This is a genomic window from Streptomyces sp. NBC_00154 (assembly GCF_026342835.1).
GTDB lineage: Bacteria > Actinomycetota > Actinomycetes > Streptomycetales > Streptomycetaceae > Streptomyces.
Genome location: NZ_JAPEMI010000005.1, coordinates 64,893 through 79,549, shown reverse-complemented (window position 1 = coordinate 79,549; position 14,657 = coordinate 64,893). Strand labels below are relative to the sequence as shown.

Genomic DNA, 14,657 nt, shown 5'->3' with positions numbered 1-14,657 from the left:
TTTGCAGGCCCTCAGCGACATTCCGGACCCGAGCCTGTTGGTTCCAATGTAGTCAGATTGACTTTGAGCACGGCGGCATCGGGATTCACCGATCGAGGTCGCGTCCGCGGTTGAGCTGGGCCATGAGCTCACGGTTGGCAGCGCGGGCGGCAGCGAGGTCGTCGTCACGGTCCTGGAGCTTGAGTTCCAGGTCGACGACCTGCTGTTCGAGCGTGGTGATCCGGGCCTGTAGCTGCTCGGTGTCGTCTGGGCCGCCGATGCCGGACTCGCGCCATACCTGCTCCCCCAGGACCTCGCTGAGCCGGGCTTCCAGGCGGCGGACCTGAGCGGCGAGACGGGCGGTGCGGGCGTCGGCAGCCATCAGGTCGGCCTGAAGCGACGCCCGGCTGACAACTGGTCCCCGGTTGCCGGGGATCGTGGGCGGCTCGGCGGCCTGGGCGTGGACCTGGCCGAGCAGGTCGCGGTGACGGTAGAGGAAGGTGCGGTCGACGCCCGCGCGCCGAGCGATGGCCGCGACGCTGACCTCGGAGCCGTCCTTCACGGCCTCGGCCAGGGCGGCAAGCACGCGCTGGCGGCGCCGGCCAGTGTCGGCTCGCCGGCCGTTCAGCATCGCCGGGATGGCCGGGTCGGTTGTGGCCATGCGGGTCGCTCCGGTCGCAGGTCGGGCAGCGGCTGGCGGATGCGGGGCATGCCGAGGAAGCCCAGCCGGGTCTTGCGGAGGATCGCGGCGGCCTGCTGGATCTCGGTGCGCTCGTCGTCGGTGAGTGCGTCGACGTCCTCGGTGACGCGGCGGACCAGGCGCCGGACGCGGGTGATTTCCTCGTCGGAGGGGGTGGCCTCGGCGCGGGCCCAGTCGTCGGCCTCGGTCATCGACCGCAGCTTCTCCCGCTGCCGTAGCAGCCCGTCGAGGTAGGCGCGGAGTTCGGGGAGGTAGGAGACGTCGGTGGAGAAGTGGTCGCAGCCCACGCAGCGGAAGCGCAGCGGGCAGGCGCCTCCGCCGGCGGCGACGTTGGAGGGCTCGGAGCAGGTGCCGAAGGGAACGTGGACCGAGCCGACGGCCCGGCGGGTGCGCTCGGCGTCGAGGACGGTGGTGACCTTGCCCCAGATCCGGGTGCCGTGGCGGTCGAACTGCATCTGGGTGACGCGATCGACCGCCTCACGAAGGCGCACTTCTTTGACTCGATAGTAAGTTCGAGTGGTTTCGAGGCTTTCGTGATCCATCAGCTCGGCCAGGGCGTCGATGGGGACGCCGGCGTCGGCGTGGCGCTGGGCGTAGGAGTGCCGGTAGGCGTAGGGGAAGATCTTCTCCCTGTCGAAGACGGTGCCGTCGTCGAGCCGGAACTCGGGGAGGGCTTCAACCCAGTCGCGGTGCATGCCGCTGAGGTGGTTAGAGTCGATCGCCCGGTCGCCGCGCAGGTTCAGGCTCTGGGTGGGCAGCAGGACCAGCTTCGATACCGGCTCGTCGGGAAAACGGGCGCGTACGCGTTCCTGTTGTTCGAGGATCAGCTTCGCGGTCGGCTCGTGGATGGGCAGCTGGCGCCGCTGACGCTGTTCCTTCCAGTTGTCGTAGACCAGCACGGGCTTGCCCTGGCCGTCGCGGATAAGGCAGTTGAACTCCAGGCGGCAGATCTCCTCGGGTCGGCGGCCGGTGTCCATCAGGAGTTCGACCGTGAGCCGCTGTTCGCGGCAGGTCATGTCCTCGAAGAGGTCGAGGTGGGCGCAGAGCTGGCGCATCACCTCGGCGGGAAGGTCCTGCCCCTCCTCGGGAGGCTCCGGCGCCTTGGGGACGTCGAGGCGGGTGATGGTGAAGTCGTCCGGCAGTCCGGCCATCGGCCCGCCGGGACGCGTCGCCCCGAGGGCTCGGGCCTGCTTGAGGACGTTGCGGGCCATGCGCACGTAGGAACGGCGGGTGTTGGTGGTCATCCGGCCGTTGGCTTCGAGGAACGACATCCTGTTCAGGAAGTTCTCGATGTCGGCACGGGAGAGCGCGGCCAGGTCGAGGCCGCCGTCCGGGCGGGCGCGCAGGGTCTCCGCGAGCTTGGCGAGGCCGTTGATGTGGTTGCGGCCATGCGAGGAGGTGCTCTTGGAGCGGACTTGGGACAGGTAGTCGCGGGCCCATCGCTTGGCGCCCTCGCGCAGCCAGGGCTGCGGGATCACGGTGAAGTCCAGCGTGCCCCGGTGCCCGAACGCCGTCAGGTCCCACACGTCCTTGGCGTACTCGCCCTCGGGCGTCTTGCAGGCCCGGATCGCGTAGGCACGGGTGCGGTTCAGCAGGATCAGGGTCTCGCTGTTCGAGGCCGGTTCCGGAACGTCCTCCAGGCGCCGTGCTTGCGAGGGACGGATGGTCCTGTCGATCAGGGCCCGGAAGTTACCGATCTCCGTGCGGGCGCCCTTGTGGCAGCGGTGCTGAAGCCCGAACAGCAGCTGGGCCACGACGAGGTCCGGCAGGCCACGGAAACTGACCTGGGCGGCGAAGCCGCCCGAGGGCGCGGTCCGCAGCCACAACGGCTCGTCGAAGCCGGGCTTCTTGCGCCGGGCCCAGAGCTGCTTCTCGTGGGGATGACACAGACGTGTGCCGCCCGCGCTGACCGCCTGGCGGTTGCAGGCGAGCACGGCGCAGTCCCCCAGACTGGGCAGGCCCCTCACCGCGGGGTCGGCGAGGAACTCCTCAAGCGTGCCGCCGTGCTTTTGCAGCTGCCACCAGTGCGTCCGGCACACCGGCCGCCCGCCCGAGTCGGTCCACGGCCGCTCGCAGCCGGACACCCGGCAGTCGCCCACCGGCAGATGCAAGTGCGGTGCAGTACGCGGAATCCGGACGAACTCCTCATAGGACAACGAGGACTTACGGTGGCGCGTGTAGCAGGTGCTGCACAGCTTGAGTCCTTTCACCGGCGACATGCAGCCGGGCACCGGACAGCGTCGTCCGCCCAGAGTCGGGTGACCGATCGGCGGGTCCAGGACACGGCGATCGGCGTTCCAGCCCGCCCCATCCAGGAAGTCCTTGCCGATCAACGACCACAGAAAAGCCGCCAGCTCGGCATCGTCCGCGTCCGGCCCGGGGGCCGGAGCCGTCGGCAGGGCTGCGGTTCTGGCCGTCATCGGCCCTCCCCTGCCAGCTCGCGCGGCGAGGGGACCCGGTCCACCGCGGCGCGCAGCCGGTCGGGGTCCGGGGTCAGATACGGCTCGGCACTGGACAGCCGGGCGTGGTCCAGAAGCGCGGCGATCTCGTCCTGCCCACCGCCGGCGTCCGCGACGTTGCTGCCCGCCGCGCGGCGCAACATCCGCGGCGTGACGTTCCTCGACAGCCCGGCGCGCTTCGACAGCCGCCCGAGCAGCTCGGTGATGCCGTCCGTGGTCATCGGGGCACCGAGCGGCTCGGCGAACAAGTTCACCAGCACGAAGTCGCTGGCCGGCCCATGCGGCAGCGCCATCCGCTCCATCACGTACTGGTCGTAGGCGGTCACGACCAGGTGGTCGACGGGCTTCCACCGTCCCGGCGCCGCCGCCGTCTGCCGCTTCGCCCAGGCGCCGTTGGGGTTGTCCCGCCGCAGCGTGTGCAGGTGAGAGCGCTTCTTCGGGCAGCCCAGCGCGGTCGAGTCCGGCATGAAGTGCATGTCCTCGCGCCGCAGGCCAGCAGCCCCTCCCGGACGCAGCCCGGCCCGGCCGAGCAGGAGCACGATGAACCGGTCCCGCGCGTTGCGGCACGCGAGGAACAGCTCCACGATCTCGCGGTCGGTGGCCCGCTCGCCCTTCTTGCGCGGCACCTTCACCCGGTGCCGCGGCCGCATGCGGTAGCCGGTCAGGTCCTCCCCGCGGGCCTGCTCCGGGAGGTCCCAAGACTCCGCCACCTCGTAGAGCTGCGCCATCACCGCCGAGGGCACCGCCTTCGTCGTGATGCCGTGCAGCAGGAACTGCCGCACTCCGGTGAGGATGTTCTCGATCCGGGCCGGCTCGCGTACGGGCTTGGCCCCGGGCCCCGGGTACACCAGCCCCGTCCCCGTTGGCCGGTCGATGCCCGTGACCGACTCCGAGCCGAACTTCAGCCACACGACGAACAGCCCCAACTCCTCAGCCGCCACCCGCCATTCACGGCCGGTCCGCCCGCACCAACGCAGGAACAGCGCGACATGCCCGGCGTACGTACGCGTCGTCAGCTCCGCCTGGTCTCTGCCGAACCGCACATGCCGCAAGAACGCGTCCGCCTCCGAGACCACGGCCAAGTTGTCATCCAGCACCGTCCAGTACCGAACCCCGGACGGGAGTTGAACAGGAAAGGCCCGCAAGGATCTCCTCCGATCTCATCTGCAACGTGTCGACGTAGAGCTGGACCGCGGGGCGCGGGTCGCGGGCCGTGCGCGCTCGGACGATATCGACGTAGGTCTGGGAGCTGAATCCGCGTACGACCAGGACCGGGATGCCGAGGTCCGCGAGCCAGTCGGTGAACATGCGGCGCAGGGTGTCTTTCTCGGCCGCGACGTACAGCGCGGTCTTCTGGCCGGCGGTGCGGTCCAGGGCGAACCAGTCGGGGACGTCACCAAGGAAGTCGCGGGCGTCGGCCCAGGCTGGGGGCACGTGGACTTCGCGCAGGGTGTCGATCAGGTCGGGGAAGTGGCCGTCGCGGCGAGCCTGGGCCAGCCGGGAGGACAGACGCCGGTAGGTGGGCGGGGTGTTGGGGATGAGGCCTTCGGCGACGAGCCGGTAGTGGACCTGGCGCAGCGTGCAGCCCATCTCCCCGTAGCCGGTCACGATGTCCCGGGCGCGGTCGACCATGTCTGGCCAGTGGATGCGTCCCATACCGGTACATGTACCCATCGGACGTTGTCCCAGGTCAGCGGGTTGGGCAAGCCTCAGTCGGCGCGCGGTGGGCAAGCCTGAGACGTCGCGGGCAAGCCCTCGCTTCGATTCGTCGTTTGGCGACTCTTTCGGGCGGTGGCTGGCCACCCCGGACCTGCGGATGGACAACTGCGACTGCCCAATCGGACCCGCCCGGGGTGCCGAGAATGCTGCGTGTTCGATTCTTGTTCGAGTACGGTGAGGGTGGAGGTGTCGCCATGGGTGAGGAGCACGACCAGGCCGTGGGGTTCGATTCGTCGATCCTGCATCTGCGCTGCCCGATGGACGTGGATCCGGATCTGTACAGGCTGCTGCTCGGCCTGACCGGCGACGTGACGCCGGTGGTGCAGGCCCTGCCGCCGGGCGCTCTGGTGGCGGACGTCTTCGGCAGTGTCCGGTTCTTCGACCGGGATCCTGCAGACCTTGCCCGCATGATCCGGACCCGGTCGCTGGCCCTGTACGGGCTTCCGGTGACGATCGGTGTGGGCCCGAACTGGACGATCGCCGCCATGGCGTCTCGGGAGCCGGGGCCGGGCGGGGTGCGAGCGGTCGGCTCCAGTCCGTCTGAGGTGGCGGCGTTCCTTCACCCGCGGCCGGTCGGGGAGCTGCACGGCATCGGCCGCGCCCAGGAACGCACACTGACCGCCTTCGGGGTGCACACGGTCGGGCTGCTGGCGAGTCTGCCGGAGGCAACGGTGCAGCGGGTGCTGGGCGGGAAGTCCGGCCGGCTGCTGCGCGAGCGGGCCCGCGGTATCGACCGGCGGAAGGTCGTGCCGGCCGAGTTGCCGCACAGCGCGGCCGCGCAGCGCCGCTTCCCGACTGACACCCTTGCCCCGGAGCTGGTGAGGTCCGCGCTGCTGTCGCTGGCGGTCGAGCTCGGGGAGCGGCTTCGGAATCGCCGGCAGGCGGCAAGGGCTGTGACGCTCACCGTGACTTTCGCCGACCGCACCCAGATCCATCGGAGCCGCCAGCTGCCGGGCGGCCCTTCTGCGCACACTGATGATCTGCGTGACGCGGCGTACGAGATGTATCGGGCCCTGGGGCTGCAGCGGGCCCGGGTGCGGGCGGTCGCTCTGCGCTGCGAGCAGCTGCTGGACGCGGCCGCGGTTGCCGAGCAGCTCTCCTTCGATGGCGGCCGGGAGCACCGGCTGCGCGCCGAGCAGGCGATCGATGCGCTCAACGCCCGCTTCGGCTCCGGCACCGTTGGTCCTGCGGCGAGCTACCTGCAGGCCAGCTGAAGATCATGCGGCAGCGGGTGCTGTTACGGGCTGCAGCAAGGCCCGTCCCGCCTCGGCGCTGCCCTGTTCACCGGCGGGGGCGGTGGCGGGGTCCCCACGCGAAGTAGAGGTCGTCCAGCAGGATTTCCGGGAGTTCTTCGGACCACACTCCGTTCAGGAGGGACGGGGCGCTTTCGAGCCGTTCGCAGATGATCAGGCTCTCGGGCTGGCCGACCAGGGCGTATCGGCCGTGTTCGGCGGGAGCGCTGCCCGGCCCGTACGCGCGCAGCAGCTCTTGAAGGCGCTGGCGGTGCTGGTCGGCGAACGCCTCCAGGCGCTTCACGTAACCGTCCTTCTCGTCCTCGCGGACGGCGGTGAGGGCCACGGTCAGGATCTCGCGCGAAGCATCGAGATCGAAGACCGGGTCGGCGCAGGCCCACGTGCATCGCTGCGCCGCCGTCAGGATCTCCTCCACATCGAGCGCCGGGGCCGGCCCGGGCCCCGGCGCTGGGGTCTGCGGTGCGCGGGGTGCCGGTTGCCGGAGATGGGCGAGCAGTTGGGCGCTGGAGACTGCGCGTCCACGCTGAGCGGCGGTGTTGTCGGCGATGCGCAGCAGCTCGCTTGCGACCGCGCGGACGCCTTCGAACCAGCCATCGTCGAAAGCCTGCTCCGCGCCGTGCGGGGCGCTGCTCTCGGAAACCCAGGTGTGGGCCCCGGCCACTGCCCCGGCCTCCAGTGTCGAGACCAGCTCATCGGCCTGGGTGTGCGAGTACCCGGCGCTGGCCAGCGCCTCGAACACCTTTAAGCGCGCGGATGTCGCGTCGCTCTGGTGTCGGCTGATGCGGGCCAGCTCTTCCCCGTATGCGTCGTGCTGTTCGGTGCTCATGCTGCTCCTCCCCTGTCTTTCGGGGTCCGGTCGGTGCCCCAGTTCGGATCGCGGACGGGCATCGGCGCCTGCGTCTCGGTGGCCGGGGTGCGCATCATGTTCCAGGTGGTGCGCGGCGCGGTGATGGCGTGTGCCAGGACGACGACGGCCTGGCGGCCGGTGCCGCCCTGGACCCACGCCCCGGTGAAGCGGACCTGATCGGCAGCCCAGTTGCCCAGCCGATCCCAGGGACGGAGCCGACCGAGCAGGTAGCCGACTGTGAGCGCGACTGCTGTGGTGACGAGGACGCTCATGCGATCACCGCATTCCGAGCTCGGTCGGCATCAGCGCTCTGCTTCCTCAGCGGAGGCCAGGGCCTCGAGGACCTCGGCCGGCTCCGGTCGGATGCCGCTTGCGAGGTAGCGGATGCCTTCGCCTTCCGGTGCGCTGCCGGTGTCCTTGCCGATCGGGTGGCGCCGACTGGTTGCCGTGCGCCATCCGTAGCGCTCGTCCCACACCAGCGCCGGCCAGGTCCGGCCGGCAGTGAGCGGGAGCGCGGCCGCCAGGTGCTCGTCGCCGAGCCGGCGCAGCTCGATCTGGATCGGGTCGGCGACGCCGGCCGCGGCCAGGGCGTCGGCGACCTGCTGCAGGTACGGGCGTGCCTGGCGGGTCTGCAGCTCTGCCGCGGCGATCGCCGCGGCGCCGCGGCGGGTGGCGGTCGGGTAGCCGAGGCGCTCGGCGGCCTCGAGCGGGGGGAGGTCGGGGTCGACCTCGATCAGGTCGGCGATCCGCCGGCCGCGCAGCTGCGCGAGGCCGGCCTGGGCGGTGGGGAACTTCGCGATGCCCAGAGTGTCGGCGACTTCGGTGAGCGTGATCGCCGGGTTGTCGTCGAGCAGTTCGGCGATCCGGGGCAGAATCTCGTCGCGCGGGATCATGTCGCCGCTGCCGACTCGGCGGCCGCCGCCGGCACCGCGGCCGGGCCGGGACTCCTTGAACTCACGGACGACGCGGCGCGGCCAGTGCTCGGTGCCGCCGTCGCCGGCCGGGACCAGGACGACGTGCTCGGTCAGCTTCGGGTCGCTCTTGTACTTGTTCCAGCTTGCCGCGGACACACCCAGCTCGGCGGCTGCCTCGTGGCGGTCCAGCAGGTCCTCGTCACCATCGACCTCCGGCAGGGCCGGGACGGGCTTACCGGCGTGAAAGGCGGCAGTCTGCTCGCTGTCCCACAGCAGCGCCCGGGAGGTGGGCGAGCTGATCGGGGCGGGGTGCCCCTCCTGGGTGTGGGGCTGCTTGTTGCGGAAGGTGCCGAGCGGCATCCCGAGCTGGGCGGCCAGATCGGCCATGGTCTGTGCGTACTTGAGGCGTCCGGCGCGGATCATCGTCTTGTCTCTCCATCACGGGCGGGCGGGGCGCCGGTGTCAGCGCCCCGCCCGGAGCGGGCGGTTCAGGTGGTTGAGGGGTCCGGCAGGCAGTTCGGCAGGCACGGCTCGCCGGGATCGGCGCCGCATCCGTCGCAGCCGAGGGCGGCGGCGTCGATGAGCGGCTGGAGGTAGGCGAGGGCGCCGGCGGCGTGGGTGTGCGGGACCAGGTCGGTGGCGGTGATGACGTACAGGGCGTGCGGGGCGCGGCCGGTGGCGCGTACGCGGATGCCGGCGGTGTCGCCTGGGCCGGCGGCGAGGTTCGGCAGGTCGAGACCGTCGCGGTGCCACTTCACGGTGACGTCGGCGCCGGCCAGGTCGCGGGCCAGCTCTGCGAGTTCGGCGGTCGCGGCCGCGGCGGTGGCCGGCCAGGCCAGGTGCGCGTTGTCGAAGTCGGCCCGGTCGGCGGCGTCAACAACGGTGGGGGCCTCGAGGTCCTGGACCTGGTGGTCGGTATCTCGCCGGGTGAGGTAGACGGGCACGGGACTGCTCCTTGCGTGAGGTGTGTTCGATGCTGGCGCGCTGCCACAACCCGCCACCGAGAAAACAATACCGCCCTTACATCACCATCGCAAGCAGGCGCATCCCGTCGCCGCGCTGTACGGATACACTTGATGACGAGACAGGCCTCTCGGGTTCTCCCGCGGAGTGTGTGTTTTCGGTTGGCCGGCGCCCTTGCCACCCGCCTCGGCGGAAGTGGGCGCCGGCCGCTTTCATGCCCGCCCACTTCCACCTCGGGCAGCCAAGGGGCTACGGGCGCCAGGTGCGCAGCAGTTCGGCGATCCGGTCGGCGGTACAGCGGCCGCGTAGAGCTCACGCGCCAGGACGGTCAGGGCGGCCGCGTACGGACAGACAGCGCCCCGCCCCCCGAGCTTCGGGATGGCGGGGCACTGTTGTGCGGCAACGCGTCCTGTTCTACAGGTCCAGCACGGCGCGGAGGGCCTGACTGACCCGCTCCATCGCCGCCGTGTCGACGGTGCCCACCAGTTTGGCGCCGTCGAAGCGCGTAACCCTCAGTTGCTGGACGTTGACCGCGACCGCGGTACACGGCAGCGGCTCTTCGAGCACCACAGACATAGCCGTGTCCGGGAAGCGCCCGGAAGGGTGCAGCACGATCGCAAGCACCGCACCATAGGCCTGCTCCAGGCCGTCGAGTGAAACGACGAGCACGTTGCGCCCATCGCCGAGCGCCCAGACCTCCCCACGCTTCACAGAGTGTCGCCCTCGTCGCACAGGTCGTCGCCGAGCCCGAGCTGAGCAAGTTGCTGGGCGGCGTCGAGCACGGCCTGGCGGCGTGCGGCGCGCACGATGTAGGCGTTGAGGGACAGACCTGCGGCGTTCGCGCCGGCGCGAATCGACGGGTCGATGTCATCGGGAATGCGGAGCGTCATCACAGCCATGCCACCACTCTAGCAACCGGTTGGCGGTTGCATCAGGTGGTGGCATTTTGCGTGTACAAGCCAGACAGCCGATTCGGGTCGGCCGCTCGAGAGACGTCGCAAGACCAGGGGCGAGCACGGACCGCCAAGGAGGCCGACGCACCTCGCGCACCCGTCACTGCGCGGGATGACAGGCGCACGAACAGAGACGTTGCAGCCCTCTAGTCCGATCTGCCGACCTCACATTCGCCCAGGTCAGACGTCCGCCCGCAGCCGGACCACGCGCGGACGATCCAGCAAAGACTGCCCGGCGGGCCGGCTTCGAGGACGAGCGCGCGCCGGGCAGCTCCACTCAGGATCGCACTGATCGCAGAGACCGCCACGAGTCGTCCCTACCGCGGGATCTCGCTCCCGCAGCGGCGGGTGACGCGGGCACCGCGGGCGTCAGCTGCTCACCCTGAAACGGCGGAACAGCTCTGGGAGGAACTGCCGCAGCAGGGCTTGGGCGTCATCAGGACGCTCGAGCTCATCGTGGCCAAAGCGGAACACCTCGTATCCCCTGAGCTTGAGGTCGCGGTCGGCGGCAACCATCTCCGCGTACTTGGCGGTGTCCGGAGTTCGACCGCGGTCGCGGGTGTAGTGCTGGGATCCGTCGACCTCCAGGACGACACGCTGTCCGTGAGGCAGCAGCAGGAGAAAGTCCATGCGTGAGCGCAGCAACGCCTCAGGGCCGCGCTCCTTAACGGTCTTGGGGTCCCAGTGCAGCCACACTTCGGGCAGGAGGGCGGGATGCTCCGCGGAAAGCGGGAGAGCCGTGTGGTAGGCCTTGAAGAGGCTTATCTGGCCAGGTGAGCTGGTCGGCAGGCTCTTGAGGAGACGTTGGTAGAGATCCGTCCTGGCGTCATTCTCGCTGCTGAACTTGCGGGTGTCCTGCCACCAGCTGTGCAGGTCACGCCAGCGCAGACCCGCGGTGGGGACCTCCCGGTCATAGACAAGGGTGTCGCCCCGGCGCCCTCCGACTATCTCAATGTCGTTGTCCACCGAGGACCGGAAGCGGATGTCCGGTTTGGTCAGGGAGGCAAAGATGATGTTCTTCGGCCGCTGGTTGCCGTGCAGCCGCGTCGACACCACCGCGAACACGGGATAGCCGCCGTCACTGCCGGATTGCCTCAACTCGGTTCCGGCAGCCTGGAGATGACCGTTGATCGTGCTGACGGTCGTCTCCTGGAGGTGCTCATCAAGGAGGACGTCCCCTGATACCAGGCCCTCCAGAAAGCGGGCGAATCTGGCGTCCCCGGCGTCGAACGCGCCGAGGTTCTCGAAAAGGTCTTCTGCTGACCAGTCTCCGGGGTTGCGGAAGACGTGCCGCTTGATGTCGTCTTTCAGCGTCGCCAGCCGCATCCCGTTCAACAGCAGGTCTTCGAGTTCGTCGAAAGAGATGCCCTCACCTTCGGTCATCCAGTAGCGATCAAGCAGGCGGAGGAAACGTTCATGGTGCTGAGCCAGCTCTGAGAGGTTCAGGGCGCGCGCCAGCTCACGGCGGGCCTTCTTAGGTATCTCGGGCGGTGCGTCCTCTTCCCACAGCAGGTCCTCGAGCTTGAAGCGGATCGATGGACCCACATCGACGGGGCTCTGTTCCAAGATGCATCGCGTGACCTGCGGCAGCCCAGCGTCGGGCACCTGACGGAAACTCTCTTCAACCCGTACGCGCTTGCTCCCGGCGTCCTCAGGGACCGGTGGCATGCCTAGTTGCTCGAAGGCCGGGTTCAGCCTGGTGTGCGTCAGTCCCTCAAGAAGCGCGACGACCTCGCCGACCAGTGCGCGCAGCGCTGAACGATCCCTGCTATCGACCATTGGCAGATGGTTGCAGAATCCGAAGGAATCCGGCAGCGGCACCCGGGCGTAGCACTCCGCGCAGTCTGGTCAGAACGGCTGATGTACGGGATGATCACTGCGCCCCCACACAGAACGACGCAAAGGGGTATCGGGTGAGTCACTCGCCGCTCATCACGACGCGTGCAACCGTGGTCCGCGCTGGCCAACGCACGACGCTTGTGGCCCTGCCTGCCTGGTGCAACGGTGACGTCCTCGTCCCGGTGGAAACCTGGATCATCATGATGGCCACCGGCCAGACGCGCGGCAGTCTGCCGGGCACAGAGCTGGACGTACGTGCCAGGCTCACAGCACGAACCGAAGCTGGTCTGGCGCTGCAGGACTGGGAACCGATCAACCCGCTGGAGCCCTCAGTGTTAGCGGCGCCGTCAGCGGGCACGGCGACGCCCTCGACGGTGTGGAATTGACGTCACCGGGGGCCCGAGACACAAAAAAAGGGCCCTGCCCGTTCCCGCGATGCGGGCGGACAGGGCCCTGGTGGCCGGCGTACGAATCAATGACGGCGCAGGGCCTCCGTCAGCCGGTCGGTGACGTCCTTACGGTTCAAGCCGTGTTCGCCGCCCACGCATCGACAACGACAGCGCCCGCGCGCGTTCCAGCGCACCAGGCTGACCAACCCATTGACGCTGCCAGCCCCGTCGGACGTGAAGTCCTCGGACGTGAAATGGCTGTCCCCGCGTGCCTTCTGCCTGTGGCGGAACGTCGGGCTCCGCCGGATCCTGCCGGGCAGGCTGGGGGATGAGGCGTGACGCGGCCGGTACGCCGACCTGCGGAACGGTCAGCAGCTCCAGCCGATGCGGGTGAACACGAAGCCCTCGACGTCCTCCAAATCGCCCCGAGGCTCATCGGGTTCTCCGGGCTCGGGTGCCGGGCCGGCCGGTGGTGGCCGGCCCGGCGGTCGCCGTGATGCGGGGGCTGTCGGCGCCTAGAAGGGAGGCTCGTCGGCGTAGCCGGCGGCCGGTGCGCTGCTGAACGGGTCGCCGTGGCGGGCCGGTGTGGGGGCCGGCTCGTATGCGGGGTCGGGGGTGTAGGTGTCGCAGACGGTGTATTCGCCGCGCTCGGCGTCGTACTTCCTTCCGATGCCGTGGCAGCGGGTGCAGTCCTCGGCGTGCGGGTCGTCGTCCTCGCCGCGCAGGCACGCGACAGGTTCGGCGTGGACGGGCACACCGTCGTTCTGCCAGATGACCGGCTCGATGACTTCACCGGATCCGCGGCACCCGCCGGGGCAGTTCGGCGAGTGGGAACTGTCGTCCTCGGTGTGCTGCTGGTACTCACCACGCAGCCAGACTCGAGTGGCCTGGGCAGGCAGGGACATCTGCCAGTCGGCGCGTCGCAGAGCATTCGCGGCGGCCGCGGCCTGCGCGGCGTGGTGGGCGTCGCGGGGTCGGCGAGGGCCACCAGGTCGGCGATGACGGCACGCAGGAGCAGCGCGGTGCGCTTACGGTCGGCGGTGTAGTCAGGGTGGAAGGCCTCAGCGTCGCCGCGGATGGTGGCGTATCGAGTGAAGAACTCTTCGGCCACCAGCTCGGTCAGCACGCGCGGGATGGACGGGGTCGGGGTGTAGGCGAGGTGCGCGGTCTGGGCCGTGTCGGCGGCCGGCGCGGAGGCGGTGACGGTCACGGGCGGTTGTCCTGTCTTCTGGGTGGTGCTGCGGCGGGAAGCCCGGGGGGGCGGCCGACGAAGTTGGTGACCTGGCGGCCGCCCCGAGGGGCGGGTCAGTTAGGGAGCCGGACCGGCATGAGCAGGTACTCGAGGGCGCCTTCGCCCAGATCTTTGCCGCCCTTGCCGACGCCGGTGATCACGGCGGGCTTGGTCGGGGCGACGATGCTGAACTTGACGGCATCGACGTCGATGGCGCCGAGGCCGTCCAGCAGAAAGGTGGGGTTGAAGGCGACGGTGAGGGGTCCGCCGGTCTCGGTGTCGAAGGCGGCGTCGACCCGGTCGCGGGCCTGGGCGTCATCGCCGCTGCCGGCCGTCAGCGTGAGCGCATCCTGGGCGAAGTGGAGCTGGACGGGGGTACTGCGGTCGGCGACGAGGGCGACGCGCTTGACCGCCGCGGTCAGCTCGTCGCGGTCCACAACGGCGGTGGCGGTGAAGTCGGTGGGCCACAGGCTCTTGTAGTTGGGCAGCTGGCCTTCCAGTGCGCGCATGGTGGTGCTGCGGGAGGGGCCGGCCATGCCGAAGACGCTCTGGCTGGTGGGCAGGGCAAGGTCAATCTGCCCGGCGCCGGCGAGCATCTTGGCGGAGTCGAGGAGGGCCTTCGCCGGGACGACAGCCTGTCCGTCGGCGGTGTCGCTGGTGGACGTGAAGTCGATGGTTCGGACGGCGAAGCGGTAGCGGTCGGTGGCTGCCAGGGTGAGTTTGCCGTCGGCGGTGGTGAGGTGGATGCCGGTGAGGATGGGCACGGTGTCGTCGTGGCCGGCGGCAACGGCGACCTGGGCGACGGCCTGGCCGAGTTCGCTGCCGGTGACGGTGCCGGAGGCCTCGCCGAACTTGGGCAGGCTCGGGTACTCCTCCAGCGGCAGGGTGTGCAGGGTGTAGCGGATGCTGCCGAAGGTCAGAACCAGGCGCGGGCCGACGAGTTCGAGATCTACCGAGTTCGTGCCTTTGACGGTGCGGGTGATGTCGGACAGCAGGCGGCCGGGGACCAGAACGCTGCCCGCCTTGGTGATGCCGGCGGCGAGAGTGGCCCGGGCCGATACCTCGTAGTCGAAGGCGGCAACCGTCAACTGCCCGGCGGTGGCATCCAGCCTGAGCGCGGCAAGGACCGGCACAGGCGGCCGGGCTGGCAGAGCGCGGGCCGCGTCGGCGACGGCGGCGGCAAACGGGGCGAGTTCGAGGCGGAGCTTCATGGGCAGTCCTTCTTTCTCAGACGGACGCGGGGGTGGCGGCGGGCTGGGTGAGGTGGCTGCGCAGGTGCGTGTCGCGCACGTACTCCAGCGCGGCACGCACCTTGTTCGTCTCGGTCCAGGAGCGGGCGGAGCAGGTGACGACGTAGCCGTGACGGCCGGCGCACCCGGATTCCCTCGGCTTTTCGGTGCTGGCGACCTTG

The 14,657-nt window shown here is 69.9% G+C and carries 15 protein-coding genes; 2 read left to right on the top strand and 13 right to left on the bottom strand.

From position 1 onward, the window contains the following. Positions 1-85: 85 nt before the first annotated feature. The 4 genes from OHA03_RS47400 to OHA03_RS47385 are packed head-to-tail and all read right to left on the bottom strand — an operon-like array spanning position 86 to position 4,794. Positions 86-640: a DUF6262 family protein gene (locus tag OHA03_RS47400; protein ID WP_267010147.1), complete on the bottom strand. Its 555-nt coding sequence runs from the start codon at positions 638-640 to the stop codon at positions 86-88. Beyond that, positions 604-3,099: a site-specific integrase gene (locus OHA03_RS47395; protein ID WP_267010146.1), complete on the bottom strand. Its 2,496-nt coding sequence runs from the start codon at positions 3,097-3,099 to the stop codon at positions 604-606. Before OHA03_RS47395 ends, OHA03_RS47400 begins: the two co-directional genes overlap by 37 nt. After that, positions 3,096-4,235 (bottom strand): tyrosine-type recombinase/integrase, encoded by a 1,140-nt coding sequence (locus OHA03_RS47390; protein WP_267010145.1) that lies wholly within the window; start codon positions 4,233-4,235, stop codon positions 3,096-3,098. Before OHA03_RS47390 ends, OHA03_RS47395 begins: the two co-directional genes overlap by 4 nt. Next, the gene (locus tag OHA03_RS47385) at positions 4,225-4,794 is read right to left on the bottom strand and encodes a hypothetical protein (protein ID WP_267010144.1); all 570 of its coding nucleotides are present in this window, start codon (positions 4,792-4,794) and stop codon (positions 4,225-4,227) included. The genes OHA03_RS47390 and OHA03_RS47385 overlap by 11 nt, the downstream gene beginning before the upstream one ends. A gap of 257 nt (positions 4,795-5,051) precedes the next feature. Between OHA03_RS47385 and OHA03_RS47380 the strand changes: the two genes are divergently transcribed. Next, positions 5,052-6,071, top strand: a complete 1,020-nt coding sequence (locus OHA03_RS47380) for a hypothetical protein (RefSeq protein ID WP_267010143.1) — start codon at positions 5,052-5,054, stop codon at positions 6,069-6,071. 67 nt (positions 6,072-6,138) lie between these two features. On the opposite strand, the gene OHA03_RS47375 is transcribed toward OHA03_RS47380, so the two are convergent. From OHA03_RS47375 to OHA03_RS47345, 7 genes are all read right to left on the bottom strand, one after another. Next, positions 6,139-6,936 (bottom strand): hypothetical protein, encoded by a 798-nt coding sequence (locus tag OHA03_RS47375; protein ID WP_267010142.1) that lies wholly within the window; start codon positions 6,934-6,936, stop codon positions 6,139-6,141. Continuing rightward, positions 6,933-7,229 (bottom strand): hypothetical protein, encoded by a 297-nt coding sequence (locus OHA03_RS47370; protein WP_267010141.1) that lies wholly within the window; start codon positions 7,227-7,229, stop codon positions 6,933-6,935. Before OHA03_RS47370 ends, OHA03_RS47375 begins: the two co-directional genes overlap by 4 nt. A gap of 30 nt (positions 7,230-7,259) precedes the next feature. Then, positions 7,260-8,294, bottom strand: coding sequence for a DUF6292 family protein (locus OHA03_RS47365; RefSeq protein WP_267010140.1), 1,035 nt, complete (start codon positions 8,292-8,294; stop codon positions 7,260-7,262). 65 nt (positions 8,295-8,359) lie between these two features. Further along, positions 8,360-8,815 (bottom strand): hypothetical protein, encoded by a 456-nt coding sequence (locus tag OHA03_RS47360; protein ID WP_267010139.1) that lies wholly within the window; start codon positions 8,813-8,815, stop codon positions 8,360-8,362. 433 nt (positions 8,816-9,248) lie between these two features. Beyond that, positions 9,249-9,545, bottom strand: a complete 297-nt coding sequence (locus OHA03_RS47355; protein WP_267010138.1) for a hypothetical protein — start codon at positions 9,543-9,545, stop codon at positions 9,249-9,251. Further along, entirely contained in the window at positions 9,542-9,733 is a 192-nt protein-coding gene (locus OHA03_RS47350; protein WP_267010137.1) for a toxin-antitoxin system HicB family antitoxin, read from the bottom strand. The genes OHA03_RS47355 and OHA03_RS47350 overlap by 4 nt, the downstream gene beginning before the upstream one ends. Positions 9,734-10,156: 423 nt before the next feature. Further along, the gene (locus tag OHA03_RS47345; protein WP_267010136.1) at positions 10,157-11,608 is read right to left on the bottom strand and encodes a hypothetical protein; all 1,452 of its coding nucleotides are present in this window, start codon (positions 11,606-11,608) and stop codon (positions 10,157-10,159) included. Positions 11,609-11,700: 92 nt separating this feature from the next. On the opposite strand from OHA03_RS47345, the gene OHA03_RS47340 reads away from it, so the two are divergent. Then, on the top strand, positions 11,701-12,012 hold the full coding sequence (locus OHA03_RS47340; RefSeq protein WP_267010135.1) for a hypothetical protein: 312 nt from the start codon (positions 11,701-11,703) through the stop codon (positions 12,010-12,012). Between the two features lie 518 nt (positions 12,013-12,530). On the opposite strand, the gene OHA03_RS47335 is transcribed toward OHA03_RS47340, so the two are convergent. Both OHA03_RS47335 and dnaN read right to left on the bottom strand, forming a co-directional pair. After that, on the bottom strand, positions 12,531-12,920 hold the full coding sequence (locus tag OHA03_RS47335) for a hypothetical protein (protein ID WP_267010134.1): 390 nt from the start codon (positions 12,918-12,920) through the stop codon (positions 12,531-12,533). A gap of 400 nt (positions 12,921-13,320) precedes the next feature. Continuing rightward, entirely contained in the window at positions 13,321-14,457 is a 1,137-nt protein-coding gene (gene dnaN, locus OHA03_RS47330) for a DNA polymerase III subunit beta (protein WP_267010133.1), read from the bottom strand. Between the last annotated feature and the right edge of the window lie 200 nt (positions 14,458-14,657).

Coding starts and splice junctions, on each gene's coding strand:
- OHA03_RS47400 (WP_267010147.1), bottom strand. CDS start 640: ATGGCCACAACCGACCCGGCCATCCCGGCGATGCTGAACGGCCGGCGA.
- OHA03_RS47395 (WP_267010146.1), bottom strand. CDS start 3,099: ATGACGGCCAGAACCGCAGCCCTGCCGACGGCTCCGGCCCCCGGGCCG.
- OHA03_RS47385 (WP_267010144.1), bottom strand. CDS start 4,794: ATGGGACGCATCCACTGGCCAGACATGGTCGACCGCGCCCGGGACATC.
- OHA03_RS47380 (WP_267010143.1), top strand. CDS start 5,052: ATGGGTGAGGAGCACGACCAGGCCGTGGGGTTCGATTCGTCGATCCTG.
- OHA03_RS47375 (WP_267010142.1), bottom strand. CDS start 6,936: ATGAGCACCGAACAGCACGACGCATACGGGGAAGAGCTGGCCCGCATC.
- OHA03_RS47370 (WP_267010141.1), bottom strand. CDS start 7,229: ATGAGCGTCCTCGTCACCACAGCAGTCGCGCTCACAGTCGGCTACCTG.
- OHA03_RS47365 (WP_267010140.1), bottom strand. CDS start 8,294: ATGATCCGCGCCGGACGCCTCAAGTACGCACAGACCATGGCCGATCTG.
- OHA03_RS47350 (WP_267010137.1), bottom strand. CDS start 9,733: ATGGCTGTGATGACGCTCCGCATTCCCGATGACATCGACCCGTCGATT.
- OHA03_RS47335 (WP_267010134.1), bottom strand. CDS start 12,920: ATGTCCCTGCCTGCCCAGGCCACTCGAGTCTGGCTGCGTGGTGAGTAC.
- dnaN (WP_267010133.1), bottom strand. CDS start 14,457: ATGAAGCTCCGCCTCGAACTCGCCCCGTTTGCCGCCGCCGTCGCCGAC.